15 protein-coding genes and 1 pseudogene are annotated in these 15797 nt (G+C 45.1%); 13 read left to right on the top strand and 3 right to left on the bottom strand.

Annotated elements, in window-relative coordinates:
* The 4 genes from LCM00_RS03585 to LCM00_RS03570 all read left to right on the top strand — a co-directional run bounded on the left by LCM00_RS03585 (position 1) and on the right by LCM00_RS03570 (position 4562).
* Positions 1 to 1044, top strand: coding sequence for a Gfo/Idh/MocA family protein (locus LCM00_RS03585; protein ID WP_224897913.1), 1044 nt, complete (start codon positions 1 to 3; stop codon positions 1042 to 1044).
* Positions 1041 to 2009, top strand: coding sequence for a sugar phosphate isomerase/epimerase family protein (locus tag LCM00_RS03580; RefSeq protein WP_224897911.1), 969 nt, complete (start codon positions 1041 to 1043; stop codon positions 2007 to 2009). The genes LCM00_RS03585 and LCM00_RS03580 overlap by 4 nt, the downstream gene beginning before the upstream one ends.
* Before the next feature lie 472 nt (positions 2010 to 2481).
* The gene (locus LCM00_RS03575; protein WP_224897909.1) at positions 2482 to 3144 is read left to right on the top strand and encodes a BlaI/MecI/CopY family transcriptional regulator; all 663 of its coding nucleotides are present in this window, start codon (positions 2482 to 2484) and stop codon (positions 3142 to 3144) included.
* A gap of 509 nt (positions 3145 to 3653) precedes the next feature.
* A complete protein-coding gene (locus tag LCM00_RS03570) occupies positions 3654 to 4562 on the top strand; it encodes an ROK family protein (RefSeq protein ID WP_224897907.1) in 909 nt (302 codons plus the stop codon).
* A gap of 68 nt (positions 4563 to 4630) precedes the next feature.
* Here LCM00_RS03570 and LCM00_RS03565 read toward each other — a convergent pair whose 3' ends face one another.
* From LCM00_RS03565 to LCM00_RS03555, 3 genes are all read right to left on the bottom strand, one after another.
* Positions 4631 to 5020: a hypothetical protein gene (locus tag LCM00_RS03565; RefSeq protein ID WP_224897905.1), complete on the bottom strand. Its 390-nt coding sequence runs from the start codon at positions 5018 to 5020 to the stop codon at positions 4631 to 4633.
* 190 nt (positions 5021 to 5210) lie between these two features.
* Positions 5211 to 5426, bottom strand: coding sequence for a hypothetical protein (locus tag LCM00_RS03560; RefSeq protein WP_148949282.1), 216 nt, complete (start codon positions 5424 to 5426; stop codon positions 5211 to 5213).
* 149 nt (positions 5427 to 5575) lie between these two features.
* Positions 5576 to 7276: a transglutaminase domain-containing protein gene (locus tag LCM00_RS03555; protein WP_224897903.1), complete on the bottom strand. Its 1701-nt coding sequence runs from the start codon at positions 7274 to 7276 to the stop codon at positions 5576 to 5578.
* 239 nt (positions 7277 to 7515) lie between these two features.
* On the opposite strand from LCM00_RS03555, the gene LCM00_RS03550 reads away from it, so the two are divergent.
* From LCM00_RS03550 to LCM00_RS03510, 9 genes and pseudogenes are all read left to right on the top strand, one after another.
* Complete coding sequence (locus LCM00_RS03550; protein ID WP_224897901.1) at positions 7516 to 8982, top strand: aldehyde dehydrogenase family protein; 1467 nt, start codon at positions 7516 to 7518, stop codon at positions 8980 to 8982.
* Positions 8983 to 9090: 108 nt separating this feature from the next.
* A pseudogene (locus tag LCM00_RS03545) lies at positions 9091 to 10277 on the top strand (MFS transporter).
* Between the two features lie 74 nt (positions 10278 to 10351).
* Positions 10352 to 10741 carry a CidA/LrgA family protein gene (locus LCM00_RS03540; protein WP_224897899.1) on the top strand — a complete coding sequence of 130 codons (390 nt, stop codon included), beginning with the start codon at positions 10352 to 10354 and terminating at the stop codon, positions 10739 to 10741.
* The gene (locus LCM00_RS03535; RefSeq protein ID WP_224897896.1) at positions 10719 to 11411 is read left to right on the top strand and encodes an LrgB family protein; all 693 of its coding nucleotides are present in this window, start codon (positions 10719 to 10721) and stop codon (positions 11409 to 11411) included. Before LCM00_RS03540 ends, LCM00_RS03535 begins: the two co-directional genes overlap by 23 nt.
* 75 nt (positions 11412 to 11486) lie before the next feature.
* Positions 11487 to 11690 (top strand): ChaB family protein, encoded by a 204-nt coding sequence (locus tag LCM00_RS03530; protein ID WP_009793247.1) that lies wholly within the window; start codon positions 11487 to 11489, stop codon positions 11688 to 11690.
* A gap of 103 nt (positions 11691 to 11793) precedes the next feature.
* The gene (locus LCM00_RS03525; protein WP_224897894.1) at positions 11794 to 12225 is read left to right on the top strand and encodes a DUF4362 domain-containing protein; all 432 of its coding nucleotides are present in this window, start codon (positions 11794 to 11796) and stop codon (positions 12223 to 12225) included.
* An 86-nt stretch (positions 12226 to 12311) separates the two neighbouring features.
* On the top strand, positions 12312 to 13910 hold the full coding sequence (locus LCM00_RS03520) for an ATP-binding protein (protein ID WP_224897892.1): 1599 nt from the start codon (positions 12312 to 12314) through the stop codon (positions 13908 to 13910).
* Positions 13907 to 14584, top strand: coding sequence for a response regulator (locus LCM00_RS03515; protein ID WP_224897890.1), 678 nt, complete (start codon positions 13907 to 13909; stop codon positions 14582 to 14584). Before LCM00_RS03520 ends, LCM00_RS03515 begins: the two co-directional genes overlap by 4 nt.
* 199 nt (positions 14585 to 14783) lie before the next feature.
* A complete protein-coding gene (locus LCM00_RS03510) occupies positions 14784 to 15788 on the top strand; it encodes a tripartite tricarboxylate transporter substrate binding protein (protein WP_224897888.1) in 1005 nt (334 codons plus the stop codon).
* The last annotated feature ends 9 nt before the right edge of the window (positions 15789 to 15797 follow it).

Genomic DNA, 15797 nt, shown 5'->3' with positions numbered 1-15797 from the left:
ATGACTAAATTAAAAGCTGCTGTAATCGGCTGCGGAAGCATTGCCCAATATCGCCACCTTCCCGAATATGCCGCGAACCCATTTGTTGAAATCGCTGCTGTATGTGACAGCAACCTGGAAAGAGCAGAAGAGACAGCTGCGAAATACGGTGCCAGGGCATTTACCAATTATAAAGAAGCCATTGAAATGGAAGGAATCGACCTGGTCAGTGTTTGCCTGCCGAATTTCCTGCACGCTGAAGTTACTATTGCAGCCCTGAATGGAGGCCGCCATGTTCTGTGTGAAAAGCCTATGGCTGCATCAAGGGAAGAAGCAGAAGCAATGAATGAAGCTGCCAAGGCGAACGGAAAGAAACTTATGATTGCCCACAACCAGCGCTTCACAGCTGCTCATCAGAAAGCAAAGGAGATCATTGAGAGCGGCAAGCTTGGCAGGATCTTCAGCTTCAGAACGACATTCGGGCATGCCGGCCCTGAAGGATGGAGTGCGGATGGCGCTGACAGCTGGTTCTTTAATAAAAGGGAAGCCTTTATCGGTGCCATGGGCGATCTTGGCGTACATAAAGCCGATTTATTGCGCTATCTGCTCGGTGAGTTCACAGAAGTCGGTGCTCTGATTGCGACTAACGCGAAGGAAAATACAGAAGTGGACGATAACGCGGTCTGTGTCCTCCGGTCAGAGTCAGGTGCAGTCGGCACATTGGCAGCAAGCTGGTCTTATATGGGCGGAAGCGACAACTCCACTGTCATCTACGGGGAAAAAGGGACCATCCATCTTGAAGCAGATCCGGAATATTCGCTGATTGAAGTTTACCGCGACGGCAGTTCGGTTCAGCATAAGCTGGACAAAATCCAGACAAACGAGGAAGGCGGACAGACAACTTCCCATGTTATCAATCATTTTGTTGAAAGTGTAGTAGAAGACAAGGAGCCGCTGATCAGCGGAGAAGAAGGCTTAAAGAGCCTTGAAATCATTCTTGCAGCAATCGAATCACAGAAAACAAAGCAAATTGTTCCTCTTAAGAAAGGGGTCCTGGCAGAATGAAACTTGGTGTTTTCGCAGTATTATTTTCACAAAAATCTTTCGAAGAAATGCTCGATCACGTAAAAGAAGCAGGTCTTGATGCCGTTGAAATCGGCACAGGCTGCTATCCTGGAAATGCACACTGCCCATTGGATGAATTGCTTGAAGATGAGGCTAAAAGAAAAGCTTATCTGGAAGCAGTAACATCCAGAGGCCTGACGATCAGCGCATTCAGCTGCCACGGAAATCCAATTTCCCCTGACAAAGCTTTTGCTGAAGAATCTGATGACGTACTCAGAAAAACAATTAAGCTTGCTTCACTCCTTGGTGTACCGGTCGTCAATGCCTTTTCCGGCACAGCGGGCGACAGTGAAGAAGCAAAACAGCCAAACTGGCCAGTTGTACCATGGCCGGCAGAATATGGCGATGTTCTCAAATGGCAATGGGAAAACAAGCTTATACCATATTGGAAGGAAATCGGCACTTTAGCAGAAGAGCATAATGTGAAAATTGGACTGGAACTGCATGGCGGTTTCCTTGTCCATACCCCTTACACCATGCTGAAGCTTCGCGAGGAAACAAGCCCGGCCATCGGGGCGAATCTTGATCCAAGCCATCTTTGGTGGCAGGGCATCGATCCGGTCGCAGCGATAAAAATTCTCGGGAAAGCCGGTGCCATCCATCATTTCCATGCCAAGGACACCTATATTGACCAGGATAATGTCAATATGTATGGACTGACAGACATGCAGCCATATGGAGAAGTCCAGACACGAGCCTGGACGTTCCGCAGCGTCGGCTGCGGCCACAGCATCCAGGAATGGAGCGACATGATGAGTGCCCTGAGGCTGTATGGATATGACTATGTCGTCAGCATCGAGCATGAAGATCCGCTGATGTCGATTGATGAAGGGTTTGCACGGGCAGTGAAGAACCTGAATGAAGTTTTGATTAGGGAAACGCCTGGGGATATGTGGTGGGCGTAAATATTTTCAGCAGCAAGTAAACATCTTTTTTGAGCGGGGCATCCAGGAAAGCGGATGGATGCCCCGCTTTTTTTGTTTTGTGCCTTCTCGAGATGAGTTGGAACCTGTTATAAGTAGGTGAGGTTTTAACACAAATACTCTCTTAAGGTTAGGAGATGTTAGATAAGACTTATTGTCGAATGGCATAAGTTGATTGACAATTGTTAGAAATCTAATACACTAAAATTAGTTTATACAGGGGTTATTATCGAAAGATTCTTTTATCATTGCTGCTCCACAATTCTGTTTGCCCGTTTACAATCCTCTATTAACATCATATTTATCCTCTTTTTTCACTCACATTTACCACTCATTATTCTACAAAGTCATTCAAAAATCATCCTATTAAAACAAATGAATCAAGACTGGATTTGTTTCATTGGAAGCTATTAAACCTATGCTGTTCATTTTCTTATAGATAGGAGAGGGATATATGGGATTTGAAGAAGAATATCAGGCATTTTTACATGATCACTTACAGGCAAGAACCGGTGAGCGGCTGCGGCGCCTGGAAGAAGGTCACAAACATGCTGAAATGCTGTTTTTGAAGCAAGTGTGGTGGCCAGTATTTTACCAGTTTAATTATCTTCATCCAGAATATGAAATTGATGATTATAAGGATGGCAAAAGGTATTTGGATTTTGCGTATATACGTCCCGGCATCCAGGTTTGCCTAGAGGTCGACGGGTATGGCCCTCATCTAAAGAACACCAGCAGGTGGCAATTTTCCGACAATCTGGAACGTCAAAACCAGCTGGTGATTGATAGATGGACCGTCATCCGCTTTTCTTTTGATCAAGTAAAAGAGAATCCCCGCAGATGCCAACAGGTTGTTCAGCAAGTAATAGGCAGGTGGCTGGGTGATGAGCTGGACCAAACTTCTTTGTCCTTTCTTGAAAAGGAAGTACTTCGTCTAGTGATTCGAAAAGGAGAAGACATATCCCCAAAAGAAGTCGAGAAGTATCTAAAGCTAAGTGCCAAGACAGTAAAAAAGGTACTTTCCCAACTGGTCGAAAAAAAGATGCTGATCCCCGCATCTGGCACTCAGAGGATTCGCTCTTATCGGGTAGGGGATCAAGTCAAGAACCCAGTCTGATTAATAGACGGAAGAATTCCGCTTATTTAGAAATTTTTATAAAAAACAGCTTAAATTAACGGAGAAATTCCTCTTATTGACTCGAAAAACGCGAGAATACGGTTTTTTATTTTGTATAAATGGAAAATCTCCCCTTATTTACCTCGAAATGAGCTCTATTCTGTATTTAGCGGGAAAATCTCCGCTTATTTTTTCTATTTGATAGGTAAGAGAATTGAGGACCCATTTGTAATCCTATTCTAAAAATTTGGAGTCAATCTTTCTGAATCCACTAAAGTTGCAGTATTGGTGCAATCTATATTATATTTGCTCCTGGTTACTCTGAATGAGAAAATTAGTATCAGATTAACAGGTGCAGGTGCATTTTAAGAAAAATACAAGATTGGTGAACATAAAAGGAGATTTATTCAACTAGAGTTTCATTCCTGCCTGTCAGCATGAACGCAGGTCTTAACTATGATTACGCAAAAATTGTAAAAAAGAGTTGCTGGGTAAGGAGCTATTTTGAAATGGATGAACTTGTAATTGGTGTAGATATTGGCGCTACCAATATTCGTGTGGGACTTATCGGAAAAGATTTGTCGGTTATCCGTATGGAAACGGCAGTAACCAGGAGTTTTGAAACGGCAGATAAAATGTTTAGTGAAATCTTCCGGATGGCTCAAAGGGTCGATCCTCAGAAAAATGCTAACAAAATCGGAATTGCCCTGCCTGTCCCATGGAATGATCAGACAAAAGTAATAAAAGACGCAGACAACATCCCTGTTATCGATGGAATAAGAATGGAGTACATACAATCCTGCTTTCCTGGGCTTGAGGTTTTCTTTGACAATGATGTTAATGCAGCGGGGCTGCTGGAAGCAGAAAAGGGAGCGGCTAAAGGAAAAAGCTATTCTCTCTACATGACAGTGAGCACTGGCATTGGGATGGGCGTTTATTATAACGGCCAAATGATCAGGGGGGACAATGGATATGCAGGCGAAGCGGGCAGAATGATCATCGGCCAAGCAAGCGAAGAAGAGGGGATCAAGGAACAGACACTGGAATCCCTTTGCAGCGGCAGGGCACTTGATGCCAGGAGTAAGCTAATATATGGTGAAAGTTCGGACGCAGAATACCTGTTTGAAAAATTTAAAGATAAGGAAAAGATGGCCGTTAAAGTGATCAATGATTGGATTGAGCATTTTTCGAATGCTGCCGCCTCCATCATTCTGCTCATGGATCCAGGGGCATTTGTGCTTGGCGGAGCTGTCATCTGCCGTAATCCCTGGCTGATGGATGAGGTTAACAATAAAATTAATGAAAAACTTTATGCAAATCTAAGAGGCAAAATGAAGCTTGCCATCTGTGAGTTCGGGGCAGAAGCAGGGGTGATCGGCGCTGGCTATATGGCGTTAAATCAAGCTAAAAAGCAATAAGATTTTATTGAAGGGCTACGTATCACATGCAGGGCTCCAAGTCCGCCAAGTCCGCATTTTGATATTTACTATGGCAAAAACTCACCTTCTCTTACCGCCAATACTTCTATCCCTCCGCTGGCTTCTATAGCAGCACCTGCGGATTGCAGCAAATCTCCAGTGATGATCATTCTTGGAGCTGTTGAAAGCAGGGCGCCGGGTGTTGAGAGCTCGGATGAAACACCTATTGCCTCCATCGTCTGCCCAATGGTTTGTATCCAAAGGCCAGCTTCAATTTTTCTTTTGCCGTCATTCTCTGGTCCGCTTTCATTCTTTAAGGTCAATAATTTTGAAAACAGGACGGCTTCTGCGGCCTGGCCAATGGCTTGCAGCCAGACAGCAGCAGCAATTTGCTTTTCCAGCTCAAGAATCGCTTCTGTCTTATCCTTTTTTCCCATTTGATCAAATTCTTCTTTCATTGCATAATCCCCCGATTTCATTTGGCTGTTATTGCATCATATTCTTTCGCTTTTGGGGGGTTACATAATATTCAGGTGAGGAAGACAGAAAAAAATCCCCTTAACCGTAGGGGACATACTATATTTGTGGATGGTTGGTGGGAAAGCTAGCAAATCCGGCTGGTTTCTTGAAGCTCTACCGAACCCTTTTTCACTTTACCTCCAACGGCCCCTCCAGCTTCATCTTCTCCAATTCAATCCTCATCTTCTGTGTCTCTATCAAATAATTCTCATGCTTCAGTTTTTCCAGCTCCAGCTCTTTTTCAATGATTTTCACTTTAGTTTTGGCAAGTGATTGAAAGTGGCTCGTGACGATGGCGACAAGCGGAATGGAAAAGATCATAACCACAGTGACTAAACCTGTCATTTTCAAATCCTCCTTTATTCGAATTGCGTTTCGAATATTCAATTTTCCTTAGTCTCATACTACCATATTATGGTCTTTCGCCCTAAATGAAAAATATAGCTTTTTTAAAAGAAGAGACAGAACGCCAAGGTTCTGTCTCTCCAAATATTTTAGTAGGTGACACCTTTTCTTGTATGCGTTTTTTCAAATTCAGCCTGATTTGGCTCAAAATATTTATCGGTGTATTTAGCAACGAATTGGTCGTTTTGAATATAGCCGGCTCCCCAGGTAGGGTCCATGACGATCCAGCTGCCGTTTGCTTTTGCTTCGACCCAGGCATGGTTGGAAGGCCAGAAGCCTCCTCGGGCGGTACCTTCAATGATCCTGGCTTCAATCCCGCTGGCACGCAATAGGGCCGTGGCGAGGTAGGCATAATCCTGGCAGACGCCGGTTTTCGTTTCCAGCGTTTTCAGGGCGCTGTCGTCCCAGCTGAATGTACTATTTTCATATTTGCTTACATCATAGGAAACATTTTTGGCGACATATTCATAGATTGCCTTAATTTTTTCTTTCTCAGAGCTTTTCCCTGATGTCAATTTTCCTGCGAGACTCTTAATTTCTGGTGCTTCTGACTCGACACCTCTTGATGGCAGAAGGTCGCGTCTATCCTCGCTGTCTGCTTCCACTTCAAAAGAAGCAAAGCCGTAATAGCGGAAGCTGTCACTGTTTTCTTCCTTGATTTCCGGGACACTCAGCGTAACCTCATATGAGCCTGGCCCAAAGCGGAGGTGAAAGGAGCCGTCAAATTCAAAGTCTTCTACCGGGATGACATCAAGTGCTTCATCTTCACCTTTTTTGGTAGAAACATAGATATGAGTTGTTTCACGGCCGAAATCTGCATCAGGATCTATTCTGCCCTTGACTGTATATTCACCATTTGATTCTTCGCCCCCGAACTGCGGGGACTCCAGCGTGACACCGCGTTCCCTGTAAGTTTCATAATACTCGATCGGCTTCATGGTCCTGTCTGACTGATTGTCGATCAAAAGCGTTGTGGCTGTCTGGTAATAGTTTTCCCGTTCTTTGTCAGGAACAAGCACTTCCAGGTTGTGGACGCCTTTTCCATATAGCAGGGGGACATCGTAAGCGAACTTGCCCTGCTCGACCGGCAGGACGTGTGTCCATGTATCAAAGTCTTTGTTCAGCTTGATCATCACTGTATCATTGTCATCGAGTTTGCCGGCATCTCCTTCAAGCCGGAAGATTTCATTTTCTTCCACATAGCTGGAATTAAGATCGAGACTGATTTCGTCCTCCTGTCCGAAAGGGGTATATGTGACATCGCGGACGATTTCAGGGTTCACATTATGGACGGTGAATGAAGCTGTATCATAATAGTAGTTTTCCTGATCCATGCTCGGAATCTGCACTTTTACCTGATACTCTCCCTCACCGTTGAAGAAGTGAAGTTCCTGTTTAAATTTTCCGTCCTCAATCGCTGTGTAATATTCGTGCTCACTGCCTGCCGGACCTTCTTCAGCTGCACGGACTTTGATCCAGACAAAGTCAGATTTCAGGCTGGCTGACTTTTCAATCGTTCCCTGGACAACTGCTTTTTCATTGACGGTAAATTCCTTGTAGACCGGTTCCTTCAGTTGCAGTCCAACTTCTTCGCTGTAGGAAGTCAATTCAATCGGCTCTAACTCAGACTCCTTATTCTGTTCTTTTACAAGTTTTTCGTATTGATCTTCCTCCTGCTGGGCGGCCTGCGTTTCTTTTTTATCAGCTTCAGTATTGCTGCAGGCAGAAATGACCAGGAAGCTGCTTAATATACTGGATAATAGTAAATTTCTTTGTTTTCGATCGTTCATAAGTTCCTCCTCAGCCATATTGTTTCATTATAATTTATCTACGGAAAACCCTCTAATAAGTTCCTGGGTAAAAACTCCTGTTTGAAAAAAGGTTAGTCAGCTAAGCATTAAAGTTGTTATAGCAACTTTACTCATGCTAATATACAGTTGTTGCCGGGGAAGAGAGTGCATAAAGGATGCTTAATCAGCCTAATTGCATAAGAGCTTCCCGCAATAGTTTCAGGGAGAGGGAGAGATTTATGGTCAATTATAAGGATTATACCAAACAATATATTAACGGAAAATGGCTGGAGGGAAGCGGCGCCAATACAATTGATGTATTGAACCCGTATGACGATTCCAAGCTGTATACCGTCAAAACGGTAACAGAAGCCGATATTGATCAGGCAATGCTTACTGCTGAAAAATCCCAAAAGAAATGGGCAAAGACAACTCCTGAAGAACGAAAAGAAGTTATTAGGAAAGTGATTGCCTACCTTGAGGAGCATAAAGAAGAAATCATAGACATCTACACATCAGAAACAGGCGGTACGATCCTTGCTGCAAACATCGCTCTGCAGATCACATTTGAGGAATTGGAGGAAGCGATTAAGTTTGCAGATGAAGTGAATGTCGTGAACCAGGTTCCGGCAACCATCAAAGGGAAGGAAAACCATGTGTACCGTGTACCGGTGGGAGTTATCACAAGCATTTCGCCATTCAACTTCCCGCTTAACCTGTCAGTAAGGACCATTGCTCCTGCCATTGCGCTAGGCAATGCAGTTGTGCATAAGCCGGATGTCGCAACAGGCATCACAGGCGGCGTCATCCTGACAAAAGCATTTGAAGAAGCCGGCCTGCCGGCAGGCGTCCTGAACCTTCTGCTGACAGATCCAAAAACAGATGGGACAGGCGACTATCTGCTTGAACATCCAATTCCACGCTTCATTTCATTCACAGGCTCAACTGCTGTCGGAAGGCATGTCGGGGAAATTGCCGGAAGGAATCTGAAAAAAGTGGCATTGGAGCTTGGCGGAAACAATCCATTTATCGTCCTTTCAGATGCAGATGTCGATCGTGCGGTTGATGCAGCCATCTTCGGTAAATTCGTCCATCAGGGCCAAATTTGCATGATCACAAACAGGATCATTGTCCATAAAGATATTGCTGAAGAATTTACAAGCAAATTCACTGAAAGAGCAAAAGCTCTGCCTTATGGCAATCCAAAGGACCCTGCAACAGTCGTTGGCCCGCTGATTAATGACAGGCAGCTTCAGAAGGCACAGGCTGTTATTGAAGCAGCCATTGCAAATGGCGAGAAGCTTGCTCTTGAAGGACAAAGGGTGGGCAACATCCTGACTCCTTACGTCTTCAAGGATGTGAAAAATGATTCTGCCCTGGCTCAGACTGAAGTCTTTTCTCCAATCGCAACTATCATTCCGGTTGAAAGTGATGAAGAAGCGATCAGGATTGCCTCAGAAACAGAGTACGGACTGTCATCATCCATCTTTACGCAGGATCTTGAAAAAGCGCAGCAATATGCCCTGCAGATTGACAGCGGTGTGACTCATATCAACGACCAGACTGTTAATGCGCAGCCTGATATTCCTTTCGGCGGCAATAAAGCTTCAGGTGTCGGCCGTTTCGGCAATCCTTGGCTTATTGAAGAATTTACGACAACCAAGTGGGTATCTGTTCAAAAAACTTATCGTGAGTTCCCATTCTAATAAATGACAGGAAAATATCCTATAATATAAGGAAAAGCTCCTCAGATCACTTGGGGAGCTTTTCCCGCGTTAAATATATCCATATATCTGGAGAAAGATGTGAAACAGTTGGAAAAACCTCAGCTTTGGACAAAGGATTTTATCCTTATTTCCTTTGCCAGTTTTTTTGTATTTGTGATTTTTTATATGCTTACCGTTACACTGCCGGTATATGTAGCCGAAGAACTGCAGGGTGGAGGGCAGGATATCGGTCTCGTTATTACGGTATTCGTTCTGTCTGCGATAGTTTTCAGGCCGTTTTCTGGAAAGTGGCTTGATACCTTTGGCCCGAAGAAAATTTTAATCATCGGAGCCTCTATTTTCCTGGCTGGATCCATCCTTTACCTTTTTGTTGAATCACCGCTTGTGCTGCTGATTATCCGGGTCGTCCACGGGGCGGGCTTCGGAATGGCAACCACCGCAACAGGAGCTATTGCTGCAGCCATTATTCCGGCTGAGCGCCGCGGGGAAGGAATGGGCTATTATGCCACTTTCATGAACCTTGCCATGGTCATCGGACCATTCGCCGGGCTGACCATAATAGGAGCAGCCAGTTACATCGTACTGTTCGCCGTTTGCATTGCCTGCTCCTTGCTTGCTCTTATCTGCGGATTGATGATGGAGCTGAAAGAACAGCAAAACGGGCAGACCCAGCAGGCAGCAGTGAAAAACATGAAGCTGTCGGACTTTTTTGAACGTAAGACAGTGCCCATTGGATTTGTTGCTTTTACATTATCTTTTGTCTATTCCAGCGTCATTTCATTTATCTCGGTGTATGCGAGAGAGCTGGACCTCGTACGGGCAGCGAGCTACTTCTTTGTCGTATATGCCGCGGCGTTATTGATTTCCCGGCCGTTCACTGGAAGATGGTTTGATCAGTTTGGGGAAAACAAAGTGATCTACCCTTGCATCCTCTTCTTTGGGATCGGTGTCTGGATGCTGAGCCAGGCATCATCAAGCTTTCAGCTCCTGCTTTCAGGAGTATTTTTGTCGGCATCGGTTTTGGCACGCTGGTATCGTGTTTTCAGACCATTGCAGTGGAAACGGCCCCCGCAGGCAGAAAGGGGACGGCGACCGCGACTTTTTTTGTCTTTTTTGACGGCGGTTTTGCCATTGGCTCTTTTATCCTCGGAACTGCAGCGGCCCAATCAGGCTACAGCATGATTTACATGATAGGAACAGTGATTGTCCTGATTGCTGCAGTCCTTTACTTTATCCTCCATGGAAGGAAAGCAGCCAGCCGGCTGAATGTATAGGATGAAATACTAAGCAATTTTGCCCTTTTTCCTCTATTATAAATAGTAGATTATCTAGTGGAAGAAGGATTTGAATGTTGAAAAATGCACTTATCTTTTTATGGCAGCTTTTTCTGCTGTGGCTTATTTACGCTGCTTCAGATTTTATCGTTGAAATTCTTCACCTGCCCCTTCCTGCAAGCGTACTTGGGATGATGATTTTATTCATCCTGCTGCTTACCGGTGCCGTCAAGGTGAGCCAGATCGAAAAGGGAGCTTCATTCCTAAACCGGCATCTGGCTTTCTTTTTTATTCCGATAGCAGTAGGCCTGATGAGTTACGGCGGACTGATACAGACGAGCGGCTGGCAGCTGCTCATTATGATTATTGACAGCACAGTCATCGGGCTGATCGTAACTTCCGGATTGGCAGCTTATTTTTCAGGAAAAGGGGCAGAAAAGGGTGAGCGGGATCACACTCATTAGCATCCTTTTGACGATCATCGTCTATATCGGGGCAAAGGCGCTTTCCGCCCGGCTGCTCTCCCCATTCGCCACGCCTGTTTTTACAGCTACGGCTGTCTTGATCATTCTGCTGCTGGCTGGAGGGATTACGTATGAAGAATACATGCCGGCAAAAAATATCATGACCTTCATGCTTGGTCCTGCCACTGTAGCCCTTGCCGTTCCTCTGTATCATAACCGGATGGTGATCAGGGAAAGATTGAAGCCTGCTGTCATCGGACTGACGGCTGGAACCTTGTCGACCATCACATCGGCCGTACTGCTGGCAAAAGTGCTTGGTCTGCCGGAAAAAATCCAGGCTACCTCTGCCGTAAAAGCGATTACGACTCCCGTTGCAATTGAAGCAGCCAAAATAATCGGCGGTGACCCGCCGCTTGCTGCTGTCTTCGTCATCTCGGCCGGAATCTTCGGTGCTGTCATGGGCTCTGTTATTCTATCTTTTCTAAGAATCAGCGATCCTTTCGCTAGAGGGCTTGGCATCGGAACAGTGGCCCACGGGATCGGCACAAGCCAGGCTGCGATTGAAGATCCTGTGCAGGGAGCAGTCTCCAGCGCCGCCATGGGATTCTCTGCCATTCTCACTTCTTTAGTCATTCCCTGGTTTTATCCGCTTCTACAGTTCCTGTTATGATTTCTTCTTCTGGTGTTTAAGAAAATGCCATTCAGGAAAAATACCTAACAGAACAAGAGAAGAGGAGGAATCATCATGCCATACGATAAACTAAGCGAATTGCCGGATTCCGTCAAAGACAATCTGCCACATCACGCCCAGGAAATCTTCAAGGAAGCCTTCAACTCAGCAAGTGAAGAATACGACGAAGAAGAAACAGCCTTCAAGGTTGCGTGGAGTGCGGTGAAGAAAAAGTATGAGAAAGACGATGATGATAACTGGGTGGAGAAGGAAGAATAGGAGAGAAGCTTGATCCTTAGAAAGGGTCAAGCTTTTTTTCATTTAATAGAGCAGCTTTCAAATGATATAATCTGAGATAAACGTATATTTGGAGGGGTGCTTTGTGAAAAAACTATTCCCCCTGTACATACTGCTTTCTCTCCTCCTCATGGCCTGCCGTACCCAAGAAGAATCTGCAGCTAAGCTGCCCGATTATAAGCCTTCTAAGGATGATATTTTTTCCATGCACGGAGACATTGAGAATCTTGAGAGGTTTTTATCGTTTATAACAAATATACAAAAAGGCAGTGAAGATACCATCAGGGTTGTAAGTTATACAGAAGAAGGTGCCCCTATCCTGCATGATCTTGAATATGATGGGAAAGTCATCCATTCTATTCTTGATACGAGAAGAGATGGTTTTGGACCGAGAATGGTTAAAGAAAGAGAATGCAAGTCTATTGATATAGAGAAAGGGGAAAAACGGAAAAATTATGCCCTTACAGACTGCGGTTGGAACAAAGATGATTACAGTATTTTGACAATCTTGGAATAATGGGCGTTCAGCTTTCAGCAATACATATGACACTCTATTAAAAATCTACTATTATAATAGAATCAACCAGTTCGGGGTGCCAGCCTATGAGAAATAAGAAAGCGGTTACGATGCGCACGAAGATCATCGTATTGATTGTGATGCTGATAGCAGGCGTCATAGCCCTTTTATCCGGGTTATACGCTTATGTGGAATATGAACAGACAGAAGAAAGCATGGGCAAGCAGGCCCTTTATGTGGCGCTGGCGGTTTCTCATATGCCTGGTGTGAAAGATGCATTTGGGGAGGAAGATCCTTCAGAAAAGATCCAGCCGCTTGCAGAGAAAATCAGGGAAGATATTGGTGCTGAATTTATCGTGATAGGGAATGCGGACAGCATTCGCTATTCACATCCTGATACCGGCAAAATTGGCGGGCGGATGGTCGGAGAAGATAATGAGCGGGCCCTCGAGCAGGGAGAAGCTTATGTATCTAAAGCTACAGGTTCGCTTGGACCTTCGATAAGAGGGAAGGCGCCAATAGTGGATGAAAATGGGGATATTGCAGGCGTCGTGTCAGTAGGTTTCCTTTTGGATGATCTCGAGGAAGAGGCTCTCAGCAGGCTGAAGAAAATCGCGCTCATTTCTTGTGGTGCAATTCTCCTTGGTGTAGCCGGCGGGACTTTGCTTGCGAGAGATATCAGGAAAGATATGATGGGCCTGGAGCCGCATGAAATTGCTTCCTTATACCATGAAAGAAGCGCTATCCTGGATTCTGTAAAAGAAGGGATTATCGCTGTGGATCGTGATGGTGTCATCACGATGATGAATCCCTCTGCCCGCCGGATTCTCGCTCTTAAGGAAGACGGAGTGAATAAGCGAATCACTGATGTTATCAAGGGAACGGGCATGAATAAGGTTTTGGAAACAGGTGTGCCGGAAAAAGATGTGGAAGTTCTGCTTGAGGAAAAACCAGTCGTGGTGAACAGGACGCCTATTTTCGAAAATGGTGAGGTTATAGGTGCAGTCGCAAGCTTCAGGGACAAAACAGAAATCAATGAAATGCTCAATACTTTATCAGAGGTGAGGCGCTACTCCGAAGATCTTCGCGCCCAGACACATGAATTTACAAATAAATTATATGTGCTGTCCGGCATGATGCAGCTGGGGCAGTATGACGAAGCTGTCCGCATGATCCAGGAAGAATCAGGTGCCCATGATCAGCAAAATCACATTTTGTTCGAGCAGATCAGGGACAGCAGCCTGCAGGCAGTCCTGCTGGGAAAATTGGCGAAAGCCTCTGAAAAGAAGGTAAGCTTTACGATTGATGACAGCTCGGCGGTTGAACCGCTGCCGGAAAGAATGACGGTTACCCATTTGATTACGATTATCGGCAATCTGATAGATAATGCCCTAGAAGCGACAGAAGTGATGGCGGACAGGCGTATTTCTTTCTTTGCTACAGATATCGGCAATGACATTATCTTTGAAGTGGAAGATAATGGCGGAGGAATCTTGCCTGAGGATGAGCAGCGGATTTTTGACAAAGGCTTTTCGACAAAAGAAAAGGACGGCAGGGGATATGGGCTTGCTCTCGTCAGCCAGGCGGTCGGGGAGCTGGGAGGATCGATTGAAATGAAGACTGGAGAAGCAGGGACGATTTTTACCGTCTTTCTGCCAAAATCGATAGAGGATGAGGGAGAATGATCAAATCAATTATCGCAGAAGATGATTACCGGGTGGCTGCCATCCATGAGCAATTTATAAAAAAAATAAACGGCATCGAGTGTATTGGAAAAGCATTGAATGCTGCAGAAGCACTGGAACTGCTAGTAGAAAAGGAAGCAGATCTCCTGATTATGGATATCTATATGCCGGACGAGCTTGGAAGCAGCCTTCTTCCCAGAATAAGAGAGGACTTCCCCAATATTGAAGTGATCATGATTACGGCATCCAATGAAAAACAGATGGTAGAGGAGTCCTTGAGATACGGAGTGATCGATTATATGATCAAGCCGGTCACTTTTGAACGATTCTCAGAGGCTATCCGCAAAGTAAACAAAAAGAGAGAGCTCCTGGAATGCCGGGAAAGTGAACTGACGCAGGAAGCAATCGACCATTATTTAAGCAGCAGTTCAGCTCTAATCATGACTTCTGAAAAGATGCCTAAAGGAATCGATTCACTCACTTTAAAAAAAGTGATAGAAATCCTGGATGATATGAAGCAAGGCGTTAATGCAGAGGAACTTGGAAAGGAAATGGGCGCTTCAAGGACGACTGCCCGCAGATACCTGGAATACCTGGTTGCTTCAGAGGAAGCGAAAGCTGAGCTGGAATATGGGATCGTCGGAAGGCCCGAGAGAAAATATTATCGATTATAGTCTATAGTTCACAAGAGCTGCACCCCCATGTTAGCTGATGAGGGTGCAGCTTTTTTGTGTGCAAATCCGTGAACAAAATGAACAAAAAGGCCGCAAAGTTCTTAAAGCTCAATACTTGTTTAATAGATACAAATTTTTCTGATTTTTTTACAATAACAAAAAGAAAACGTTTTCAGCCATGGAAAGGAGCATATGATCGATGAAAAAAATGATTCTGGCAGCAGCACTGCTGCTCTGCATGGTGATGATGTCAGCCTGCTCAAGCAAGGAAGCTGCAGGCATTTATAAGGATGGCAAATGGATGCCAAGCAGGCCGATTGAAGTTGTGGCAACTGCTGGAGCCGGCGGAGGCTGGGATACCACAGCCCGCATGGTTGCCCAAACGCTTGAAAAGGACGGGCTTATTGATCAAAGGATGCCTGTCATCAATAAACCGGGCGGAGGCGGGGCCGTCGGCTGGGCGTATATGATGAAAAAGGAAGGCAACCCCCATAATATCTTTGTTTCGTCCCCGCCTATTATTCTTGTACCTCTTAATGGGCAGTCAAAATACGGAGTAGATGACTTTACCCCGCTGTCCAACCTGATTGCCGACTATGCAGCATTTGCTGTCAGGGCCGATGCAAAATGGGATAATCTGAATGATTTGTTTGATGATATGAAAAAAGATCCTTCCAAAATCTCGGTTGTTGGCGTTTCATCTCCAGGAAGCATGGACCATATTCAATTTATCAAAATTGCTAAAGCCGCTGGTGTGGATGTGACAAAAATCAAATATGTTTCAGACCAGGATGGAGGAGCCTTGACACAGCTCCTCAACGGAAGTGTTGACGTTTATTCTGCCGGTACTTCAGAAACAATCGAGCAGGTAAGAGCCGGAAAAATTAAAGTGCTTGGAGTAAGCTCTCCGGAAAGACTGAAGGGTGATACACTCGAGGATTTCCCGACAGCCATAGAGCAGGGCATCAATGAAACCTTTGTGAACTGGAGGGGCTTCTTTGGGCCTCCTAATATGGATGAAAAGCAAGTTCAGTATTATGAAGAAAGGCTAAAAGAGCTGAATGATTCGCCGGAGTGGAAAAAGATCCGCGAGAAATATGGCTGGAATGAGCTCTATATGGACAGCGGCGAATACAAGGAGTTTCTAAAGAAGGAAAACGATGAAATGTATAAACTGCTTGATGAGCTGAAGCTGATCAGATAAAAGGGGGAA

The sequence above is a fragment of the Bacillus infantis genome (assembly GCF_020171945.1).
GTDB lineage: Bacteria > Bacillota > Bacilli > Bacillales > Cytobacillaceae > Bacillus_AB > Bacillus_AB infantis_A.
Note: the sequence above shows the minus strand (reverse complement) of the source record. Positions and strands in the feature narration are given on the sequence as shown.